This window comes from Nioella ostreopsis (assembly GCF_004000255.1).
GTDB lineage: Bacteria > Pseudomonadota > Alphaproteobacteria > Rhodobacterales > Rhodobacteraceae > Nioella > Nioella ostreopsis.
Genome location: NZ_RCIQ01000027.1, coordinates 14,450 through 34,199 on the forward strand (window position 1 = coordinate 14,450; position 19,750 = coordinate 34,199).

Below are 19,750 nucleotides of genomic sequence, written 5' to 3' on the forward strand. Positions count from 1 at the left end.
ATATCAGTTCTCCATTCTGTCCGAGCGAATTGCGTATTCGGTGACGGTAAAGCCGAACGGGTTCGTCCAGACCTCATCAATCTGCCGCCGCTCTTCGGGCCGGAAGTCGAACATCAACGTGACCGTGAACAGGCCAGCTTGGACGCCCTGCTGCGACGTGAGCCGCTTGCGAAGGCGCACAGTGGCCCGGTTGTCCCCGATCCGGTTGATGCTCAGAATTTCAACGTCGAGCCGGGCATCCGGGCCGTAGACGTTGGGCGGATAGTTCTCGCTTGCGCTGTTCCAGAGCTGGCGCAGCGAGGCAGCGGCGTTGCCGTCCGACATTGCCAGCACCCCGCGAACGCGCAGGTCATTGTCGAGCTGGTTGTAAGTCTCCCGCTGCGTGACATAGCGGAAGACCGCAGCTTCAATGACCGCCTGATTCTCGGTGACGCGCACGGCCCCGACAGAGGCATTCGGCAGGGCCATGCCGGAATTGGGGTCGTAGGGAACGACAACCGGCGCAGGATCAACATCGAGGACCGCGACCGCCATTCCTCCAAGGCATCCCAACACGCCGAAACCCAAACCGACGAAGGCCAGCTTCTGCCAGAGCTTTTCACGGCGACGGGCACCGTAAATCAGCTCTTCCTCAATGATTTCTTGATCCTTAACCACTTGCCCGCCTCTCTTAGTCTGCCGAAAGATCGGGCATGGTGAAGTCCATGTAGCGATCTTCTTCCGCCCGATCCGCTGCTTCGATGACGCCGGCCTGGCCCTCGCCCACGGTGCCAACCGCGAGAAGCTGCATGATCGAGACAAGAATGATGCCGTTCTCAGCCACGACGCGCGTGTTGAGGTCGATGCTTTCCTTCAGGGTTTCCATGTCACCCGTCAGGTCCACGAGGCGGTCGATCCGCTCAAGCGACTGCCCGGCTTCGGTGTAGCTGTTCTGTGCGGCGGCAGAGACCATCGCGCCAGTCGTGGCTCGGGTGGCAACCCGTTCCGCGCCGCCATTGCCGCTGTTCGCCATTTCCGAAAGCGTGTCTTCATCGAAACCGTGTTCGGCCAGAACTTGCTCCATCTGTGTTCGGATTTGACTGGAACCGGAGCCAGTAAGGCCGCTCCAATCGCCTTGCTGGATCGCGGCGATGGTGCCGGTAATGTCGCCAAATTCTTGATCGAGCAGCCCGTTCAGCCAGTCTTCCATTTCCGTCGAAATGATCTCGGGAAGCTCGGCGAGGCCTGTCAGGGCGGCATAAGTGTCCTGAAGTTGCGCGTATTGCTCTTGCAGCGTTGTCAGTTGTTCCTGAAGCTGAAGCAGTTGATCGTTCTGAAGGATTTCATCTTCGATCATCTGCTGAAGCTGGCGGATTTCCTGCGCGATATTCTGCGTGTCCACGGTGGGAACGCCTTGCGCATAGGCAGCCGGTGCCGTGGTCCCGAGCAGCGAAACGGGCGCAACAGCGAGGCCGAGGCCGAGGAAACCGGCGGTTGCGATTTTGCGGATCACCGCGTTGATGTTCATCGACGGTTTCATCAGTCGAAATCCTCCATATTGAAGTCCATGAATTGCTGTTCTTGCTGGCGGTCGGCCGCGAGCGCGATCGACTCGGCGCTTGCCGGGCGTGCCCTGGCCGCAAGGAGCCGGGCCATGATGGCGCTGAGCCGCCCAAACTCGGCACGGGCATAGGTGTTCAGCGCCATAGCCTCCTGCACATCCTCGGTTTCGCTGATCCGCTGGATGATGCTTTGAAGTCGTCGCGCGGCAGCTTCGACCGTTGCCATGCTGTTGTTCGCGTAGAAACTGGCCCCGGCGCCGGTGAAGGAGAGGTTCGAGTTCGCGAGCAGCGCCGGGTCGATGGTGCCAACGGCATCGCCGCCGCCGCCACGCGCCAGATATTCGTTGTATTTCGCCGGGATCACCTGAACGTAGTGCTGCGTTTCCTGGAACGGCGGCACTCCCCCATAGTTCTGCACGTTGCCGGGACCGGCGTTGTAGGCAGCGAGGGCGTGGATGATGTTGCCGTCGAACATGGCAAGCATCTGCGCCAGATAGCGAGCGCCGCCTTCAACCTGCAAATACGGGCTGTCGTAATACTCGGGATAGATGCCGAGATCGCCGGCGGTGCCGGGCATGATCTGCGTCAGGCCAAAGGCCCCGACCGGCGACCGTGCGCCGATGGAGAACCGGCTTTCCTGCCAAATCAGAGCTTGCAACATGTAGCGCCATTCCCTGACCGAGAACCCCGCTTGATTGACACCCGAGCGGCCATGCGTTTCCTGCGCGACCTGGATAATCAGCTCTTCAACGTTCTTTGCCGCGTCCCCGAACATCTGCGCAGCGCTGGGGTTGCTGTCATCCGGGTCATAGACCACATCGGCCGACGCCTCGGGGTCTGCCCCATCTTCCAACGCGGAGACCATGCCCGGAATGCCCTGGCCGCCGAGGCTGGTTTGGGCGTCGAGGATCTGTTGCAGAATGGAGAGCTGTTCTTGCTCGATTGCCGCAATCTCTTCCTGCACCGCGAGCGTTTCGCGCTGCGTGGCGAGATCGCTTTCCCGATGAGCGTTCGACGCCTCGTTTCTGATAATCAGGCTACCGTCCACTGTGGGGACACCCTGCGCGATCGCGCTGGTTCCCCACAGGAAGGCGATGGCCGTCAGTGCAGCCGTCTTACCCATCACCAAGGCCCTCCGGGCCGCCGATCGCGGTAAAGGTGCAGGGTGCTGATTTGGTCGAAATCCGGGCCTGCGGTTGCGGTTCACTCGTAGGAAGGAAGGCCATGCTGTGACTGCTGCGCGTCACCGTGTCGAAACAATTCGCTTCGGACGGCCGATACTCGGCACAGCCAGCGACACCGAGAGCGGTCAGCATAATCAGGATTGCAGTAGGTTTCATTCGACCCTCCAAAAATCTTCACGCTGGCGGTAATCGGCACCCACCAACTGTTCACCTTTTTCCATCCCGCCGAGGACGGTTAGGAGCGGCCCGAGGGCGCTCAAATCTGCATTGATGACGACCGATCCCTGGTCATCTCGAACCAGCCCCATGCGGGACGCCGGGCTGGACGTGAGCAGCACGTCCAGTTCCTTGTCATGAAGGTTCAGCATCGCGTAGTCCGATGCCTTGGCCCGGATGTTCGGCAGAAGGATTTGCGTTGGCACCGCTTCAACGATGGTTTTGCCGGTGCGCGTCTGTTCGAGCTGACTGGCATACTGCGTCATCATCACGACGACCGCATTTTGCTTCCGGGCCGTCACGAGCCAGTTCGAGAGGCGTTCAGCGAAATAGCCGTTGTCGAGAGCTTTCCACGCCTCATCAATGACAATGATGGTTGGCTTGCGGTCCTCGATAACCCGCTCAACGCGGCGGAAGAGGTAGGACAGCACAGCCATCCGCTCTTTCTCGCTTTCGCTGTCGAGAATGCCGGTTAGATCGAAGCCAACAACTTCCCCGTCGAGTGAGAACGTATCTTCACGGTTCTGGCCGAAAATCCAGCCATATCGACCCTCGGCAGTCCATTCTTGCAGGCGCTCATGAAGATCACCGCCATCATCGGCCGAGATAAAAAGCGAGGCCAGATCGTGCCAGTTGCGCAGGTTCGCATCGCTGGCCGTCGCGTTCTGCCGAACCACTTGCTGAATAAGGTTCGTCTGCGCGGGGGTCAGCGGCTTGTCCGAACGATGGATCAGCGAGGCCAGCCAGTCGGAGAGCCATGCCTGCCCGCGTTCGTCAATCTCGGTCCACAGCGGGTTGAGCCCCGTCGCGTCACCGGCTTTGATCGAGGAATAGCGGCCACCGTTTGCGCGCACCGCCATTTCCATGCCCAAGCGATAGTCGAACACGAAAAGACGTGCCCCGGCCCGCCGGGCCTGCGTCATCAGGAATGCCGAGAGAACCGACTTCCCCGAGCCAGGACGCCCAAGGATCAGCGTGTGACCGCCGGTCGGCTCTTTGTCCGGGGAGCCTTGTTCATGGTAGTTGAAGGAGAATGCCGAGCGTTCCGGTGTGGGAAACATGGTGATAACCTTGCCCCACGGCACCTGGTCCGCTGTCTTGCCGAGCGGTGTCCGATGGAACGCGGCGAAGTCCGCGAAATTCCGGTTCGTCACCGCCCCCTTTCGGCTCCGCGCGTGCCCGTTGCCGGGGTGTTGGGCAAAGAAATGGGTGGCGCTGGCGAAGCCTTCTGCAATCAGGTTCACACCTTCGGTCGAGGCCGTGTTCTTGATCTCGCCGCCGATATTTGCCAGCTTTTCTTCGCTGTCCGCGAACACGGCCACCGACATATGGTGATCGCCAAAGCTCAGACGCTTCGATTCAAGATCATCGAGCGCGGTCGGCAGCTCTTCGAGCAGCGACACGGCGCCATCGTTAGCCGAGGCCCGAAGCCGCATCTGCCGCTTGATCCGCCCTGCCATCCAGTTGCTGTTGATGGGGGTGAAGCTGTGCGTCACGATCATATCGACCGGCAGGCTCAGCTCATCGAACATCGTGCAATGCGTCTTCTCGGGATAGTCCTTCACCGCGAAGATCGAGCCGATGCGCGGGCCGGTTGCCCCATCGGACAGAAAGAACTTGTCGCCTTTGAAGGTGACGCGCGTGTTCGCCACATTTTCGGCAACGATTGTCGTGCGGGCACCGCGATACAGCGGCAGCTCTTGGCCAGTGTTCAACGCGCCCAGGAAGCCAAGAAGCTCGCCCGAAGGCTCATTGAGCAGCCGGGGGTTCATGTCTGCGAAGGACGACATAAGGAAGCGAACAACCTCCTGAAGCCTGCCCATCCGCTTTTCCGTTTGCGCCCGCAGCAGCTCGGCCGACTTGGCCGCGCGCAGCGGCAGCTTAGAGCCGACAGCCGGGCGGTTCATGACGGTAAGCGTCAGCGTCTTGTCCCGCAAATGGCGCTGACCGAGAGCCTGCCGCCAGCGACGATCCACAGCCGCGGCGAAGCTATCGCCTTCGACCGGAACAAGATCGGGCGTGATCGCTTTTGAAACTTTGTGGACATAGAACGAGCATTCCGGCCCGATCCGCGCGACCACGGACGCAAAGAGCGCCCGTGTGCGGTCCAGATATTCGTCGTCGGTGGTGTTGCTGTTCACCCCGTCCAGACGGATGCACTGAAATAGTTCATTGCCCCGCGTCCGCACGGTCTTGTCGTCAACGAGGCTGATATAGGGCAGCATCGAGGCGAGCTTCACTTCACGCCCGAACCAGCCAGGCAGCAGGGACCGGGGGTCATAATTCGTATCACGGGGCATAGCTGTCTCCGCCGTGGATTTTGCGATTGAGGGTCGGGCGCGTGACCTGCAAGGCCGTCACCACCACGTCGAGGAAATTTTCGTCCCAATCCGCCGCCTTCCACAGCAGGGGATAGGCAGCCGCCGCGATAGCCGCGACTGCCCAATGCTGAAGCCAGACGAAGATCAGAACAGACCCGAAAAGCCAGACCATCGCATACATGATCGGCAGCCCGAGAAGTTTGGGAGGCCGGACAAGGCCAAGGAAAAGACGAGACTGTTCCGCCATCGTGCCAGCTCCTTACGAAGACCAGATTGCGGAAACGATGGTCGGTGCGGCAGCGATACCCGCGATTGCCACCACAACCCACATGGCCTGACGGAAATCGAGAATGCCGAAGAGCCACGACAGGAAAACACCGATCAGCGCCAGCGTGCCGATCACGATCCCAAGGGGGCCGGTGATCGCGTCCACGATGCCCTGAAGCACATCCTGGACTGGCGATAGGTCGATGCTTTGCGCCAGAGCGGGTTCTGCCAGCATCAGCAGAACCCCGCAGAGCGCGACGAAGACGTTAAGATTAGGCTTCATGAATGTTCTCCTTCGAGCCTGTTGAAAACTGCCAGCACGCGGCTGACGTGGTTTTGCGTCTCCCGATAGGGTGGGATGCCGCCATGCCGCTCCACCGCCTCGGGGCCCGCGTTGTAGGCGGCCAAAGCAAGTCGAGCGTCCCCAAAGCGGGCCAGCATCATCAGGAGATACCGAGCAGACCCGTCGAGGTTCTGTTGCCAGTCGTGGGGATCGACGCCGAGATTGGCCGCCGTCGCTGGCATGAGCTGCCCCAACCCGATCGCGCCAACATGGCTTCGGGCGCTCGGGTTGTAGGCACTCTCAATTTCAATGTTCGCTTGATAGAGCAGCCGCCATTCGGTCACGCTGATGTTCGCGCGGCGCAAAGCCGGATGGCTCGCGTAGCGAAGGGCGGTCTGGTCGATGGCATTCAGGATCGCGGGTCGGGGTGCCACGGCGCGAGGCGCCACAGCAGCCACCCGGAACGAACCGTCCCCTTCCTCGGCTGCATCCCGGTCACGGCCGAACAGCGTCAGCTCGTCGGAAGCCGATCCTTGGCCGACACCATCATTGTAATTTCGGGCGAAGTTGGTTTGCGGGGTGGAGGGTCGAAGCGATCCATCGCCCTCCATCACCAGCACCATGCCCTGAGCCAGAGCAACGGTGCAGGACAGCGCCAGAGCGGCGCTAGTCGTCGTCAGATAGCGTGTTGCCGTTCGGCAGAACGTGGAGGGCGCGGCCCCCTTTTCGCAGGGGGATGTGGATCGGATCGAAGCCAAACCCTTCGAGGAAGGAGATGAGGCCGTTCGCGGTCTTGAAGAGCCGCAATTGGATTTCCTCTTCCTGCTTGTTCCAGCGACGCCCCGGCACAAGCAGCTTCTCAACCGATCTGTCTTCGGTGACAGCCCGGATGAACCACTCCCCATACCAGACTGCATTTTTTCGGAACGCTGGGGTTTTACATACAACCTCAGCTTGATACCCCTGCTGCAAGAGGACCCTGAATTGCGTCTCTGTAACCACATTAGGCGCTTCTTTGTTTAGGTCTGTCCTCACGATCGGCGCTTTCCCTTCTGGTTAACGGACCGTGAACCCTTCTCGGGCTCTTCAGTCCTACGACATTATAAGATGGGGCGCAACATTGTAATGTTGCGCCTCGCAGAAAGTTCTGCTCTAAGGCACCAATACACATCACCAACCAAATTCCCAAGTGATCTAAAGGGACAGCGCAGGATGCCGAGAACGCAGCTACCGGCCTACATGCTTATAATGTCGTCTATTTTTTCGGCTTCCGGGGTGCAAGCAAATACCTGCTTTCCCCCTGAACGGCCCTTCGTTCCCGCCGAAATCGAGTCCGCAAGGGAGTATCGCGACCTGATCTATGACGACTTCCAGATCTACTTCGAGGACTTCAGCGTCTACCTGCAATGTCTCGATCAAGAGCGGGCGCGGGCCTTCCAGGAAGGGCAGGAGGTCAGTGAGGAATACCGACGCTTCTTCGATCAAGTGGTCTCCGACGACTGATACCTCTATAGTTGAGCGGGTTTCCGCTTGTGGCCGTCGATACCCTTACGGTCGAACCGAGCAGATGAACGCCTGCGAGAAGCTGGCGCGAACCGCCCTTGCCCCGGCCTGCAAGATGATTTTCAACCGGAATATGTTGCCAATCGGCCTGCATTCGCCCTATCACAAGATTATAAGAGTGCGCTCTTCCTTATAGCACCGCCATTAATCGAAGGAGATACCATGTTGAAGCTGCTCCGAACAACCGCACTGGCCTGCGCCGTCGCGGCGTCCAGCTTTGTCGCGGCCCCGGAGCGGGCACAAGCACAAAGCTATCAGATCGACTGTGCCATTCTGCTCTGCCTTTCGGGCGGCTGGCCAGCCTCAGAGCCTTGTGCTCGTGCCCGCGCAGAGTTCATTCGCAGGATCACACCCTGGCCGGTCGAGCCGCCCCTGCAAATCTGGCGCTGTCCGATGGGCGCGTCCTTCAACGTCGATCCGTCCGAGCTGAACCGGGCCCGCTTCTTTGACATTCTTATGCAGGACAGCGCCCCCCCGCCGCTGCAATCCTTTCCAAGCGCACCACTCACGGACGCCGCGCTTAAGCCGCAACCCGCCGTTCTTCGCCAGAGCGGCGGGGCTGCCCGGCGGTTGCCTGAAGGCTTCGCCCTGCATTTCGTGCAGGAAGGGGAATACAGCGACGACAACGGCACGGCCGACATCGACATCAGCGGGTCGGAGTTCGATTTCGTCCGTTCGATCCGCGTCTTCAATGTGACCTATGCCCGCCAGCGCGAGACCCGTGACGACTGCTCGCGCATGGCGAACGTCCGCATGGGGTCTTATGGCACCCAAGGAGACTTCTATTGGCGCAATTCATCGGTTGGCGCTTTGCCTGAAGCTCACACGGGAATGGAGCGGTTTGGCGAGAACTGCCCTGGCATCTGGCACCGTTCGGTTTTCGTGGAATGGCGTGATTATCAAGGCAACTATGGTTTCGAGCAGGTCAACTACTAAGAGTAGTGCCGAGGAAGGCCGTTCAATACTATAATTGCGACAGGCAACTAAAGAGAGTATGCCTGTCGTGAACGATCATAAGAATCGAACAGGCAAGGAGAGCAGACACCCCGAAAAGCAAACCCCCCGCAAGGCGGCAACCAAGCGAGGGGGGGTCTAAGAACCAAGGAATTGGCGTTCCGAACGGTCCAACACAATCTGTTTTCAGGACTGGTTCTACCACCCTCCCGACAGCCAAACAAGCAAAAAACGCACCTGTGCGAACAGGAGAACTTTGCCTTGCCGCCTTGTCCAACGAGCAGAAAAGGACAAGGAAATGAACCACTCACCACAAGTCGCGTTGCCGCAGGGCATGACCCGCCGCGACGTGATCGCGGTTATCAGCGAGATCGGACCCGACCTAAACCTGAGCGGCGCAGCAATCTTCGTGCTGACCAAGCTCATCGGCAGCACGAGCGAAAAGGACTGGATCGAACCCGGTGCCGATCCGACCTTCTACGGCACCCAGGAAACGATGGCCGAGCGCCTTCAAATGACCGCACGGCAGCTCCGCAGCCATGAGCGGAACTTCGAGCGCAAGAACATCCTGAAGCGTGACACCAAGGCGAACGGTGCCCGCGAAGCCGGGACCGGGCGGGGCTTGCTTTTCACCCCGCTCAAAGCCTGCTTTGCCGACCTGTTGGCCCTGCGCGACCAGAAGCGCGCCGTGACCAAGCGCATCAAGGAGCTGAAGAGCCTTCGCAGCGTTCGCTTGCGCCGGATGAAGGAAGCAATCGCGCGGCTCGCCCCCGAAGCACTGGAAGATGAGGCAGTCGCCTCGGTCCTCGCCCGGTTTGATGCCTGGCCGCGCTCCGACCGGCTTCATTCCCTCGGACTGGACCGCCTCGAAGTCCATGTCGAAGCCACTGCCAAGCTGTGCATGGAACTCGAAGAGATCATTGAAAACCTACCTAATTCTTCCTGTGAACCGGCAGAAACCTTCCGGTCCTTTATACAAGAGGACAACCAGCAGAATCCTTCTGTATCCTGTAACGCTAGCGTGGATGAAAGGAGCGCGGGCAAGCCCGCGCACACTGGATTCCTTAGATCGGGGCCTTCCGGCCCCGATATTTGCAGAGAAAATAAGTGTGAAGCGGATAGCGGTGTTATCAACCCCAAACTTGAGGCGCTTTTTGAACCGGAGCAGCTTTTCAAGCTCGCATCGCCCGACTTCCAGATGACCCTTCAGGCAAGATCCAATCAGATCACGAAGGAAACTATGATCGACGCCGCCCACGACATGCTTTCGCCGCTCGGGATCAACTATTCCGCATGGCGATCCGCGTGCGGCGAACTCGGCCGCCTCGGCGCCACCCTTTGCGTCCTGGTCCTCGATGCGAACCGCGACCACCCGCAAACCCCGGTGCGTAACCCCGGCGGTGCGCTGCGCGGCATGATCCGGGCGCACAAACGCGGCAACCTCAACCTCATCGGCAGCGTGATCGGCTTGCAGCGCCGGCGAGGATACTAGGATGCAGCGGTTAACCGTTCCGTCGATCCGACCGCGACGGATTGCAGCTATACATGCCAAGCTCCGCACCATCATCGCCGTGCGCGATGACCGTGCCGGCGATCGTTGCCCCGGCTGGCTCCAGCCCCCGCATTTCGACCTCGGCGCTGACGCCCTGGAACGTGCGCAGCGCCGCCAGCTCGCACGCCTCCACATCGTCAAACTCGGCCGTGATGACCTCGGAACCCGACTGCATGTTGAACAGCACCAAAATCAGGATGATTTTCATGTGAGACCCTTTCTACGAGAGAGGGCCGGCACCTCGCGGTCCCGACCCTCTTGGAGAACAGCGCATGACGCTTTCACCTTCCGCGACCATCGGCATCCCTGCCTGTATCGCAAGGCCATCAATATCATAATGATGGACTCAGAACAACAACATCGCGATGATTTCCGTCCTTTCATCTTCCCTGAAATATCCTCGGGGGAGCGCCACAAGGCGCGGGGGCAGACAGCCCCCACTGAACACTGTTTCCAACGTTTGGAGAACACAACATGACGACAGCACAGAAGGCCACGACTATAGGCTTCTTGATCTTCATCACCGGCACCGCTTTGGGTTTTGCCGTGCGCCACCAAATTGCCCTTCAGCATGGCAGAGCTTTCGGGGAAATCATCACGAGTATCTGCGCGAACGAAGGATATGCAGGTGCGCTGTTTCCTTTGGGTGATCCAGATCAAGCCCGTTGCATGTCCGAAGACGAATCTGCTGAGCTCAAAGCCGTCAATAATCTCTAATATAACCGTGTCCACAAAGGAACCGTTATGGAACATGCCTCTGGACCTGTCCAAAACTACCTTTCTCGGGTTTTGAACGCATGCTACTTTTCGGCCAGATATTTCGGTCACTCTAGGGACGTGTTCATTGCCTTCAGCTTTACCCCTCGCACCGGCCCAGGCCGACCCGCCCCGAACCTTTGCCTATGTTCGGGTTTCGACCGTCGAGCAGTCTGTCGCATCGCAGGTTCACGAGATCGAGGCGGCGGGCTTCCAGATGCCGGAATATCGAATCCTTACGGAGACGATTTCCGGCAGCGTCCCCGCGAAACAGCGCCCCCAGTTCGCGCGGCTGGTCGATCGGCTGGAACCGGGCGACATACTGGTTGTGACGAAGCTCGACCGCCTCGGCCGCGATGCGATCGACGTGTCATCGACAGTTGCGGAGTTGGCCAAAATTCCCGTTCGCGTTCACTGTCTCGCATTTCCTGGGCTGGATCTTACAAGTGCATCGGGAACATTGACCATGAATGTCATCAACGCCGTTGCTCAGTTCGAGCGTGACCTGCTTCGAGAGCGAACCCAGATCGGGCTTGCTGCCGCGCGGGCCAAAGGCAAACGCATCGGCCGCCCCCGCGCCCTTTCGACCAAGGCCGAAGAGGATGCGCGGGCCGCGTTGGCAGCGGGCGAATCCATTTCCAAGATCGCTAAACGGCTGGCAGTCAGCCGAGCGACCATCACGAGACTCCGCGACGATCAGCTAGCGGCACAATCAACCGACTGAGCCGCGATCTGCCTTTTCCCGACACCTTGCAGGACGATCCGCATCCTGTCGGCCGAGAAGGTTCGGATAAGTGCCAAGGCTTGATCTGGATCGCCCCTTAACCGGGTCTCAGCCCGACATCCTTAGTAGTTGGGCGTGTAATCCTCCGGTAGCATTCAGCTTTGAAATGGTGCAGTCTGACGCGAGCATGGTGTTAGAGCGGAGGCAGCGATGCAGGAACACCCTTTTGATAACGACTTTCATGTAACGCCCCAGCAGGTTGAGCAATTTCAACGTGACGGGTTTGTAAAGTTGGACGGATTCTTCAATCCTGACGTCGTGCATACCCTGCTCAATCGGGTTGAGGTGGAAATGAGCCGAGCGCCGGAGAACTTTAAAAGCGAGTTCAGCCGCCTCAAATACGATTTCGAGACCGAAAAAACGGATATCTATGAGCTGATCGCCCGGCCGTATTTTCGCAAGGCATTGACGGCGCTCGTGCAGAAGGACCTGTTCCTGACTTTCGAGCTCTGCTTCGAATTGGAAAAGAACATCAGCAAAGGATTCCCCTGGCATGTCGGCGTTCAAAGCTTTGGCTATCAGGTTGCCGATGAATTTGGCTGCACGATATGGGCAGCACTCCATCCCGTTCACAAGTCAGGCCAACGTGGTGGTATGGCCTACGTGCCTGAGCGGGTCGTATCTGGCAAGTTCATCTATGACCAGATCGAACCAGCCATGATTTCCACGCTCGAAGCCAAGGAACAGGCGGGCGAAAAGACGACCATGGATGACTATTTTGCCATGCGCTCGGGCATTCTCAATTCGCCCACCATGGCCGAAATCCTCAAATATCATCAGGTCGAGGATGACTTCGAGCCGGGCGATGTTCTCGTGTTCAACAAATATGTTGTTCACCGCAGTATAATGCTGGAGGATGGACCACTGCCGAAGCGAGCTGCCTTTGTGATGCGCTTCGTCGAGGACGGGTCGCATTACGATCTTCAACGCGCCCGGAACCTGGAATATCCGGCAGAAAAATACGGTCACAAAGCCTTCACGCGGTCCCATATGGAAATCGGTCTGCCAGACGGCTCGCTGTTGACCGACAGCGAGTATTTTACGGACCGGGACAAGCGCTTCGTGCGACGTGAGTTGGCTTAAGGGGGCAAACATGGAAACGCGTGATATCGTCTTTATCGCACTCTTCGCGGCCATCATGGCCGCGCTGGCGGTCTTTCCGCCGATCACCCTGCCCGTTGTCGGCGTTCCGATCACCGCTCAATCTCTCGGCGCCATGCTCGCCGGCGGCGTGTTGGGGGCCACACGCGGCGGCTTGTCGATGATTCTGTTCCTTTTGCTCGTTGCGATCGGGCTTCCCCTGCTTCCGGGAGGCCGTGGGGGCTTTGGTGTTTTCCTTGGCCCTACGGGGGGATATCTGATTGGCTGGATCTTCACTGCCTTCGTGGTCGGTTTCCTCGTGGAGCGCTTCTGGCATCAGCTTAACTACCTCAACGCCTTCCTGGCGTCGGTGGTGGGGGGAATTGTCGTGCTCTATGCGATCGGTATTCCCTGGAGCGCGTTCGTTGCCCAAATCTCTGTTTGGGCCGCCTTCGTCGGTTCCCTCCCGTTCTTCGTCGGTGACATCATCAAATGCCTTATCGCGGCTGCCGTGATCGTGATCGTAAAGAAGTCCTATCCGATCATTACGCCCCGCAAGCGCCAGGCCGCTACGACCGAGTAGGGGGCACATCAGCAATGCTCTCCTTCTCGCAAGTGGTTGTCGAGAAAGGCGACCGGCCGATCCTGAGCGATATCAACATAGATCTCAACGAAAAGCGCATTGGGATCATCGGACGGAACGGGTCGGGCAAAAGCACATTTGCCCGGCTCTTCAATGGACTGGAAAAGCCCAGCTCGGGTACGATTACTTTCGAAGGATCGACCGAGCTGAAGGAGTTGCGCCGAAAGGTGGGGTTCGTGTTCCAGAACCCAGACAACCAGATCGTCTATCCGATCGTGGACGAAGACCTCGCTTTCGGCCTGAAAAATCTGAAGCTGCCAAGCGCGACGATCAAAGAACGCATAGCCGAGGTGATGGCGCGCTTCCGGATCGAACACCTGAAAGATCGTCTCACACATCAACTGAGCGGCGGAGAGCGGCAGATGGTTGCGCTCGCCGGGGTCCTGGTCATGCAGCCTCAGATGATCGTTTTCGATGAGCCGACCACATTGCTCGATCTCTGGAACAAAAAGCGCCTCATGCGAGCGATTACGGACCTCAAGGAGCATGTTGTTCTCGTCTCGCACGATCTGGATTTGTTGCGCGAGTTTGATCGGGTCATCCACATCGAGGCAGGTCGTATCGTTGGGGATGGCGAGCCGAACGCCGTCATCGAAGACTATATCGCGAGATCAGCATGATCGTAGACCTCTATGTCTTCGGGAATAGCCCACTTCATCGCATATCGCCCGGCTATAAGATCCTGGCGCTCGTGCTCTTCTGCACCCTTCTATTCGTTTTGTCGGGATGGGTGCCCTTGGCTGTGGGCGCGATCCTGGTCGCCATAGGTTACTGGCTGGCTGGAATCGGGTTCTCACATGCCTATCGGGCGATCCGTCCTGCCTTGTGGATTCTTGCCATCATTTTCATCGCGCAAATCATTCTCGCGGGGCTCGAACTTGCTGCTTTCGTTGTCGTGCGCTTTGGAATCTTGATCCTCGCGGCGTCGCTCATCACCATGACGACGAAAACGAGCGAGTTTGTCGACGGCATTCAAGCGGGGCTCAAACATGCTCCTTCCTGGGTGCCGGCCGATCACATCGCCCTCGCCATATCCCTTGCGCTCCGATTCATCCCACTGGTGCGCGCAACGCTGGACGAGGTGCGCATGGCGCAGAAGGCCCGGGGCCTTGATCGTAGCGTGAAGGCTCTCCTTGTCCCATTGGTCGTCCGGACTTTAAAAACTGGGGATGAAATCGCCGAGGCGATCCAGGCACGGTCGCCGCTTTAGCCGCGCGTTCCTTCCAGTTCGCAGCCGGCAAAGTCGTCTTCTGCCAGCCGCGTGCAGAGTTCATGCCACTGGCATTCAATGCAGGCCCTTCGTGTTATTCCGCTGCGAAACCATGATCGCATCAAAGCAATGGTTTGGTTGTCGAAGCTGAGAATGGTACCGGGTTCGATTACGATACCGAGCTTGTCACCGACATCTCGCGCAGCGGTCAGATCTCGGGCCGTGACGGACGCGTTATGGCAATGTGGCTCGGGGTCTTCCGCGATCACACACGCGCAGAGTTCATCGGGGCCTGCGATGATTTTGACCGGGGTTCCCTGGTTGATGGCTCTGGCAACAGAGTGAAATTTGGCTACAAACCCTGGTGAGTAGCCCTTTCCAGCAAACGTCAGCATGCACAGCAAATGGTGCGCGCGCAGTTCGATCACGATGCCTTGCCCCTCTGGTGCTCAATCCCGATCACCACGGCGGCAACAGCGGCCGACTTGATGATGCCCCCCAGGATGAAAGGAAAGAAGCCATTTTCGAGCGCTGCGCCTATGCCGATCGACGTGCTCAACCAGAGCACGCCGAGCCCGAGACAAATGATGTGCCCTGCGATACCTGCCAGGAATACCCACCATGCCCGATAGGCAAACCCCTGGCCCTGCCGTCTGGAAACCAGGACGCCGACAGTGAGGGCGGCAATGGGAAACGCGAAGAGAAATCCGGCGGTCGGTCCCGCAAAATGACCGATGCCGCTTGCGCCACCCGCAAGCACAGGCAAACCGATAGCGCCGCAGAGTAGCCATATAACGGTCCCGACAGCGCCGAGTAGCGGTCCCAAAACGGCCCCCACAGTCAATACCATAAAGGTTTGAGCCGTTATAGGGACGGGTACCATCGGAATTTCTATGTGGGACGAGATGCTGAGCAGTATTACGGCCGCGCCAACCAAGATCAGCGCCCCCTCACGTCCAACGATAATAGGACAAGCTTGGCCCGTTCCAATTTGCATCTAGTTCCCCTTGCTCCCGTTCCAACCAATAGTCCCGACGGTACCACTTAAGCATGAGCGGACAAAGCGGTTCGGCTGCCCATCATCTTTCCTGAAATATCCTCTGGGGGAGCGCCGTAAGGCGCGGGGGCGAACACATGCCGGGGTGGAAGCTGCGAAGGTTAAGGGCAAACGTCTCGGCCACCCTCGCGCCCTTTCGGCCAAAGCCGAAGAGTAAACGCGGGCCGCGTTGGCGGCGGGCGAATCCATTTCCAAGATCGCGAAGCGGCTGGCGGTCAGCCGCGAGACCATTACGCGACTCCGCGACGATCAGCTTGCGGCTCGGTCAACCGTCTGAGCCGCGATCCGCCTTTTCCCCGACACCTTGCAGAGCGATCCGCATCCTGTCAGCCGGGAAGGTCCGGATCAGCGCGGCGGCTTGATCCGGATCGCCTGACAACCACGTCTCATAATCGGGAGCTTCGATGATGACCGGCATTCGCCCCTTCGCGTGGATAGGCCGGATCAGCTCGTTCGCTTCGGTCGTGACCACGGTATGCCGAAGCTCCGTCTCATCCTCTTCGATCAGCTCCGGGTTTTCCCCGCGCCAGAGCCCCGCGAAAGCAAAGGGTGGCCGTCCATCGGGATCTTCGCCGGTGAGCGCAAACCAGTAATCCGTCGCCGGCTGCCTGCCCTTGGTCTCGTTGAAGCTCGTGACTGGGACCAGGCAACGCCGATCCTCATAGCTGCCTCGCCAGAGACCGCTTTTTCGCAGCTTGTCGTCGCGCGCATTGTTCCAGGCGGCGGGCTTGATCGGCTTGCCGGTTTTCTTCGACACCTGCGGCGTAAGAAATCCCCATCGCATTTCGATCAGCTCGCGCTTTCCGTCAGCATCGAGGCGCACCACCGGCGCCAGCCCCTTCGGGAATATCGCCGGCCTCGGTTCGGCGTTGCCGAGCCGATCAAGGTCGGCCGAGACCTGAAACAGCCGACGCATGGCTTCTGCCGTGGCGATGTTCGCATAGAGATTGCACATTCCGCGCCCCTACAGTCCGGCCCATCCTCGGATCATCTTCGCCACGCGCAGGGCCTCGGCCCGGCGCAGGCTTTGATTTTCGATCCGCAGCGCCTTGAAGAAGGCACCTGTCAGCATCGGCCCTTTCTCGATGTTCTTCCGAACATAGAGCATGGCCGCGAGAAATTCTTCTGTTTCCACATCTCGATCCGCGCAATCGGCCGCGGCCGTCTCGACAAGGGCAAGCACCTGGCGCAGCTCGCCCACGATCAGAATTTCTTCTGACCAATTGCCGCCGAAGGCCACGTTCCGAAGCTGATCCTTGCGTTCTACCATGAGAACAAAATAAGAACATATGGCATTTCTCGACAAGCAGGATCGTGACGCATGACCCCGATGCGGTCTCTATACATTGATATGAATAGCTTTTTCGCCAGCGTGGAGCAGCAGGCCGATCCGTCGCTGCGCGGTAAACCTGTCGGCATTACCGCTATCAGCGCCGAATCGGGAGCCTGTGTCGCGGCGTCCTATGAGGCCAAAGCCTTCGGCGTCAAAACCGGAACGCGCGTCTACGACGCGCGCCGGTTGTGCCCAGGCATCATTTTCCGCCCGAGCCGCCACCGCCTCTACGTTCGCGTGAACCAGAAGATCGCCGGCGTCATCGACCAGATCGCAGAGCTTCAAGCCGTCCGCTCCGTCGATGAATTTCAGGTCGCCCTCGGCGGCCAGACAGCGGAGCTGTCGGCCGCGCTCGATCTCGGCCGCCGGTTGAAGGCCGCAATTCGCGAACAGGTCGGATCGGAGCTGCGCTGTTCCGTGGGCATCGGGCCGAACCACCTGCTTGCGAAGATCGCGGGCAAGCTCGAAAAACCGGACGGGTTGCAATGGCTTGCCCCGGAAAACATGCCCGACCGTATCGCGCATCTGTCGCTTGACGATCTGCCGGGGATTTCGCACGGCATCAAAGCCCGGTTGCAGCGTGCAGCCGTTTGGGGCGTCGCGGAACTCTATGCGCTCGATCCTCGCCACGCCCGGCAGATTTGGCGCTCCGTCGAAGGTGAGCGTTTCGTTCGAGCCTTGCAGGGCATGGAGATTCCGCTCTTGCCGACGCAGCGAAACGGCTACGGCAACTCGAAGGTTCTCGCTCCGCAGTATCGTCGGCCCGATGCCGCGCGACCGGTTGGCCGATGGCTGACTGAAAAAGCGGTCGAGCGAATGCGCCGTGACGGATTTTGCGCCCGGCGGTTTTCCCTTATGATCCGTCTTCCTGAAGGCCGCGGTTGGTCTCGCGCGAAAACCCTGACGCCGAGTCAGGATTCCGCGATTTTCCTGAAGCTGTTCGAAGCCGAATGGGTGCAGTTTCGCCACGAGCGTCACGGCTATGTGCTGTCAATCGGCGTTCACCTGGGCGAAGTCATCCCGCTTTCCGAACGGCCGGGCGAGCTGTTTCTGCCGCTGGCGCCGGGTGAGGCGAACAAGCGGGAAAAGCTGGCGGAAACCATTGACCGGATCAATCGCCGGTTTGGTCAGAGAGTCGTCAGCTATGGGGTGCATCAGGATCATCCGGGATTCTTCGAGAAAGGGTAGTTTCATGACGAATCCCGGTCGTTCGTGACCTCGTGCGGTTGCTCGAGGACACGCCCGCCCAGGACCGCGCCCTAGGCTTCGGCCGGCAAGCGGCCTGCGCCCCGAGCCTTTCCCCCTGCCCGTCCCTGCGCCAAGGTGCGCCGCCCGCCGTCTCGTCCCGAGCCACCGGGCGGCGCGGCGCATGGTCCTGTCAGGGGGCCAGTCTCGGCCCATCCGGGTAACGGTCGCTTTCGCAGCAGCGAAAGTGACTATCCATTCAAAGCGGCATCTCCAAAGTGGCCTTGACTGTGGAGACAACGATGGAAGTCCGGAATTTCCTGACATTCTTATCAGCGAAGAAAAACCGCTGCGTAAAGGCTTCATAGTCTTGAATGTTTTTCGCTACGACGATCATGACGAAGTCCGAGTCCCCTGCGATACAATAGAAATTTGTGACGTGAGGGTCGTTTTTGGCCTTCCGCTTGAAGGTTTCCGTCTGTTCGACGCTGTCCCGCTCAAGATCCACCGAGACAACTGCCGTAATCCCAAGGCCGAGGGCCTGTTGGTCGAGCAATGCGACCTCCCGTTTGATGGTACCGGCCTCGCGCATGGCGCGAAGTCGGCGCTGAACAGAAGCGGTGGAAGCGCCCGTTCTTTCCGCGAGTTCCTGGATCGTGATCCGTGAGTCGCTTTGAACAAGAGCAAGAATTTTTCGATCCAAACCATCCATGATCGAGTATGATCACATGCCACATATAAAGTGTAATGAAAAATCGATATTGGGGGAAAAAAGCTATATGATATTGATATAATCCACCAAATTATGCGGTTTATGTACACCGCAGCAGTCACCAAATCTGGCTTCGTTGCCATCCTCCCCCTGGCCGTGGGTGCCGCCCTCTACGGGTTCGCCTTCGGGTTCCTAGCTGTTCAGTTAGGCGTACCTTGGTGGTCAGTCCCTGTCATGAGCGGGCTGGTCCATGCCGGATCGGCGCAGATAGTCACAGTTGACCAGTATGCTGCGACATCAAGTGTCGTGGGGGCAGTCTTCGCAGGGGCTATTTTGAATCTGCGCTACATCGGAATCATTGCTTCCATTGCCGACATGCTCAAGGGGATGCCGCTTTGGGCGAAGCTCATTTCTATCCATATCACCAGTGATGAAAGCTGGGCGTTAACGGTCTCCGAAGCAAACAAAGACCGATCTATCGGCGCACGCTTCCTGGTTGAAGCCGGGGCGGTAATGATCCTGACCTGGGTGACATCGACGACTATGGGTGCCATCGCTGGTTCCACAGTGCCGGATCTTGAGAAACTTGGCCTGGGTTTCGCCTTTACGGCTGCGTTCATTGCTATGGGCCGAGGCATGTGGCGGGGCCGGTCCGACCTAGCCCCTTGGGCTGTCACGTTCGCGATTGCTATTTTTGCTTCCCGATTGGGATTTGCGACAGCGAATTCCATCGTCATCGCAACGATCGGGGGACTGCTTTTCATGCAGTTACTGCGCTTCGTCAGGAGGCAGAACCATGAACCATGACATTCTGTATCTGATTGGGGGGCTGGCAGTCGCTACCTATGCGATCCGCGTGCTTGGCCTGGTCACGGGGAACATGATCCAGAGGTCCCGCTTCGCTTGGGTGCTCGATGAGCTTCCAGGGCTCTTGATTGTGGCGCTCGTTGCCTCATCCCTGTCCAGCATCACTCAAGTTGGATGGCTGGCTGCGGCGATCACCCTGATGATCGCGATTTACACCAACAATGTCGTGCTGACCATGATCGGGGGCGTCATCACTTTCGCTTTGGTCAGTAACCTACTGTAAAAAAATACTTTCGGAGGCT

The 19,750-nt window shown here is 59.0% G+C and carries 28 protein-coding genes; 13 read left to right on the forward strand and 15 right to left on the reverse strand.

Going from position 1 to position 19,750, the window contains the following annotated elements; translation table 11 throughout:
* Nucleotides 1-3: 3 nt before the first annotated feature.
* Genes EP237_RS19890 through EP237_RS19930 form a run of 9 tightly spaced genes read right to left on the reverse strand, consistent with a single transcriptional unit; the run spans nucleotide 4 to nucleotide 6,814 of the window.
* Nucleotides 4-657, reverse strand: a complete 654-nt coding sequence (locus tag EP237_RS19890; RefSeq protein ID WP_088716868.1) for a VirB8 family type IV secretion system protein — start codon at nucleotides 655-657, stop codon at nucleotides 4-6.
* A 13-nt stretch (nucleotides 658-670) separates the two neighbouring features.
* Entirely contained in the window at nucleotides 671-1,519 is an 849-nt protein-coding gene (locus tag EP237_RS19895) for a type IV secretion system protein (RefSeq protein WP_231017864.1), read from the reverse strand.
* Complete coding sequence (locus EP237_RS19900; RefSeq protein ID WP_088716869.1) at nucleotides 1,519-2,664, reverse strand: lytic transglycosylase domain-containing protein; 1,146 nt, start codon at nucleotides 2,662-2,664, stop codon at nucleotides 1,519-1,521. The genes EP237_RS19895 and EP237_RS19900 overlap by 1 nt, the downstream gene beginning before the upstream one ends.
* Nucleotides 2,657-2,881: a hypothetical protein gene (locus EP237_RS19905; protein ID WP_127562614.1), complete on the reverse strand. Its 225-nt coding sequence runs from the start codon at nucleotides 2,879-2,881 to the stop codon at nucleotides 2,657-2,659. Before EP237_RS19905 ends, EP237_RS19900 begins: the two co-directional genes overlap by 8 nt.
* Complete coding sequence (locus EP237_RS19910; protein ID WP_074647468.1) at nucleotides 2,878-5,241, reverse strand: VirB4 family type IV secretion/conjugal transfer ATPase; 2,364 nt, start codon at nucleotides 5,239-5,241, stop codon at nucleotides 2,878-2,880. Before EP237_RS19910 ends, EP237_RS19905 begins: the two co-directional genes overlap by 4 nt.
* Nucleotides 5,231-5,509: a VirB3 family type IV secretion system protein gene (locus EP237_RS19915; RefSeq protein WP_074647467.1), complete on the reverse strand. Its 279-nt coding sequence runs from the start codon at nucleotides 5,507-5,509 to the stop codon at nucleotides 5,231-5,233. Before EP237_RS19915 ends, EP237_RS19910 begins: the two co-directional genes overlap by 11 nt.
* Nucleotides 5,510-5,521: 12 nt before the next feature.
* Nucleotides 5,522-5,812: a TrbC/VirB2 family protein gene (locus EP237_RS19920; RefSeq protein ID WP_074647466.1), complete on the reverse strand. Its 291-nt coding sequence runs from the start codon at nucleotides 5,810-5,812 to the stop codon at nucleotides 5,522-5,524.
* Complete coding sequence (locus tag EP237_RS19925) at nucleotides 5,809-6,435, reverse strand: lytic transglycosylase domain-containing protein (RefSeq protein WP_074647465.1); 627 nt, start codon at nucleotides 6,433-6,435, stop codon at nucleotides 5,809-5,811. Before EP237_RS19925 ends, EP237_RS19920 begins: the two co-directional genes overlap by 4 nt.
* Before the next feature lie 43 nt (nucleotides 6,436-6,478).
* Nucleotides 6,479-6,814, reverse strand: coding sequence for a hypothetical protein (locus EP237_RS19930; RefSeq protein ID WP_088716870.1), 336 nt, complete (start codon nucleotides 6,812-6,814; stop codon nucleotides 6,479-6,481).
* A gap of 246 nt (nucleotides 6,815-7,060) precedes the next feature.
* Here EP237_RS19930 and EP237_RS19935 point away from each other — a divergent pair, with 246 nt between their 5' ends.
* From EP237_RS19935 to repC, 3 genes are all read left to right on the forward strand, one after another.
* Nucleotides 7,061-7,315: a hypothetical protein gene (locus EP237_RS19935; RefSeq protein WP_088716900.1), complete on the forward strand. Its 255-nt coding sequence runs from the start codon at nucleotides 7,061-7,063 to the stop codon at nucleotides 7,313-7,315.
* A gap of 222 nt (nucleotides 7,316-7,537) precedes the next feature.
* Nucleotides 7,538-8,311, forward strand: coding sequence for a hypothetical protein (locus tag EP237_RS19940; RefSeq protein WP_088716871.1), 774 nt, complete (start codon nucleotides 7,538-7,540; stop codon nucleotides 8,309-8,311).
* A gap of 316 nt (nucleotides 8,312-8,627) precedes the next feature.
* Nucleotides 8,628-9,821: a replication initiation protein RepC gene (repC, locus tag EP237_RS19945; protein ID WP_088716872.1), complete on the forward strand. Its 1,194-nt coding sequence runs from the start codon at nucleotides 8,628-8,630 to the stop codon at nucleotides 9,819-9,821.
* A gap of 10 nt (nucleotides 9,822-9,831) precedes the next feature.
* Here the strand turns inward: repC and EP237_RS19950 are convergent, their stop codons facing one another.
* Nucleotides 9,832-10,089 carry a hypothetical protein gene (locus EP237_RS19950; protein WP_088716873.1) on the reverse strand — a complete coding sequence of 86 codons (258 nt, stop codon included), beginning with the start codon at nucleotides 10,087-10,089 and terminating at the stop codon, nucleotides 9,832-9,834.
* 302 nt (nucleotides 10,090-10,391) lie between these two features.
* On the opposite strand from EP237_RS19950, the gene EP237_RS19955 reads away from it, so the two are divergent.
* From EP237_RS19955 to EP237_RS19980, 6 genes are all read left to right on the forward strand, one after another.
* Nucleotides 10,392-10,598, forward strand: a complete 207-nt coding sequence (locus EP237_RS19955) for a hypothetical protein (protein ID WP_164744778.1) — start codon at nucleotides 10,392-10,394, stop codon at nucleotides 10,596-10,598.
* Nucleotides 10,599-10,725: 127 nt separating this feature from the next.
* Nucleotides 10,726-11,361 carry a recombinase family protein gene (locus tag EP237_RS19960; RefSeq protein ID WP_231017865.1) on the forward strand — a complete coding sequence of 212 codons (636 nt, stop codon included), beginning with the start codon at nucleotides 10,726-10,728 and terminating at the stop codon, nucleotides 11,359-11,361.
* A gap of 210 nt (nucleotides 11,362-11,571) precedes the next feature.
* Nucleotides 11,572-12,504 (forward strand): phytanoyl-CoA dioxygenase family protein, encoded by a 933-nt coding sequence (locus EP237_RS19965; protein WP_088716875.1) that lies wholly within the window; start codon nucleotides 11,572-11,574, stop codon nucleotides 12,502-12,504.
* Between the two features lie 10 nt (nucleotides 12,505-12,514).
* The gene (locus tag EP237_RS19970) at nucleotides 12,515-13,084 is read left to right on the forward strand and encodes a biotin transporter BioY (RefSeq protein ID WP_088716876.1); all 570 of its coding nucleotides are present in this window, start codon (nucleotides 12,515-12,517) and stop codon (nucleotides 13,082-13,084) included.
* A gap of 14 nt (nucleotides 13,085-13,098) precedes the next feature.
* A complete protein-coding gene (locus EP237_RS19975) occupies nucleotides 13,099-13,764 on the forward strand; it encodes an energy-coupling factor ABC transporter ATP-binding protein (protein ID WP_088716877.1) in 666 nt (221 codons plus the stop codon).
* Nucleotides 13,761-14,354 (forward strand): energy-coupling factor transporter transmembrane component T family protein, encoded by a 594-nt coding sequence (locus EP237_RS19980; RefSeq protein ID WP_088716878.1) that lies wholly within the window; start codon nucleotides 13,761-13,763, stop codon nucleotides 14,352-14,354. The genes EP237_RS19975 and EP237_RS19980 overlap by 4 nt, the downstream gene beginning before the upstream one ends.
* Here EP237_RS19980 and EP237_RS19985 read toward each other — a convergent pair.
* Nucleotides 14,351-14,782 carry a DUF1284 domain-containing protein gene (locus EP237_RS19985; protein ID WP_088716879.1) on the reverse strand — a complete coding sequence of 144 codons (432 nt, stop codon included), beginning with the start codon at nucleotides 14,780-14,782 and terminating at the stop codon, nucleotides 14,351-14,353. The two genes, EP237_RS19980 and EP237_RS19985, sit on opposite strands and share 4 nt — an antisense overlap.
* Nucleotides 14,779-15,351, reverse strand: a complete 573-nt coding sequence (locus EP237_RS19990; protein WP_088716880.1) for a biotin transporter BioY — start codon at nucleotides 15,349-15,351, stop codon at nucleotides 14,779-14,781. The genes EP237_RS19985 and EP237_RS19990 overlap by 4 nt, the downstream gene beginning before the upstream one ends.
* 229 nt (nucleotides 15,352-15,580) lie before the next feature.
* Between EP237_RS19990 and EP237_RS23855 the strand changes: the two genes are divergently transcribed.
* Complete coding sequence (locus EP237_RS23855) at nucleotides 15,581-15,688, forward strand: helix-turn-helix domain-containing protein (protein ID WP_121497624.1); 108 nt, start codon at nucleotides 15,581-15,583, stop codon at nucleotides 15,686-15,688.
* Here the strand turns inward: EP237_RS23855 and EP237_RS20000 are convergent.
* Both EP237_RS20000 and EP237_RS20005 read right to left on the reverse strand, forming a co-directional pair.
* Nucleotides 15,677-16,366, reverse strand: a complete 690-nt coding sequence (locus EP237_RS20000) for an SOS response-associated peptidase (RefSeq protein ID WP_088716881.1) — start codon at nucleotides 16,364-16,366, stop codon at nucleotides 15,677-15,679. The genes EP237_RS23855 and EP237_RS20000 overlap by 12 nt on opposite strands.
* Before the next feature lie 9 nt (nucleotides 16,367-16,375).
* Complete coding sequence (locus EP237_RS20005; protein WP_088716882.1) at nucleotides 16,376-16,681, reverse strand: hypothetical protein; 306 nt, start codon at nucleotides 16,679-16,681, stop codon at nucleotides 16,376-16,378.
* Between the two features lie 51 nt (nucleotides 16,682-16,732).
* Here EP237_RS20005 and EP237_RS20010 point away from each other — a divergent pair, with 51 nt between their 5' ends.
* Nucleotides 16,733-17,932 (forward strand): DNA polymerase Y family protein, encoded by a 1,200-nt coding sequence (locus tag EP237_RS20010; protein ID WP_088716883.1) that lies wholly within the window; start codon nucleotides 16,733-16,735, stop codon nucleotides 17,930-17,932.
* A 256-nt stretch (nucleotides 17,933-18,188) separates the two neighbouring features.
* Here EP237_RS20010 and EP237_RS20015 read toward each other — a convergent pair whose 3' ends face one another.
* Nucleotides 18,189-18,641, reverse strand: coding sequence for an Lrp/AsnC family transcriptional regulator (locus tag EP237_RS20015; protein WP_088716884.1), 453 nt, complete (start codon nucleotides 18,639-18,641; stop codon nucleotides 18,189-18,191).
* Between the two features lie 93 nt (nucleotides 18,642-18,734).
* Here EP237_RS20015 and EP237_RS20020 point away from each other — a divergent pair, with 93 nt between their 5' ends.
* Both EP237_RS20020 and EP237_RS20025 read left to right on the forward strand, forming a co-directional pair.
* Nucleotides 18,735-19,448: an AzlC family ABC transporter permease gene (locus EP237_RS20020; protein ID WP_240661715.1), complete on the forward strand. Its 714-nt coding sequence runs from the start codon at nucleotides 18,735-18,737 to the stop codon at nucleotides 19,446-19,448.
* On the forward strand, nucleotides 19,438-19,731 hold the full coding sequence (locus tag EP237_RS20025; RefSeq protein ID WP_088716885.1) for an AzlD domain-containing protein: 294 nt from the start codon (nucleotides 19,438-19,440) through the stop codon (nucleotides 19,729-19,731). Before EP237_RS20020 ends, EP237_RS20025 begins: the two co-directional genes overlap by 11 nt.
* The last annotated feature ends 19 nt before the right edge of the window (nucleotides 19,732-19,750 follow it).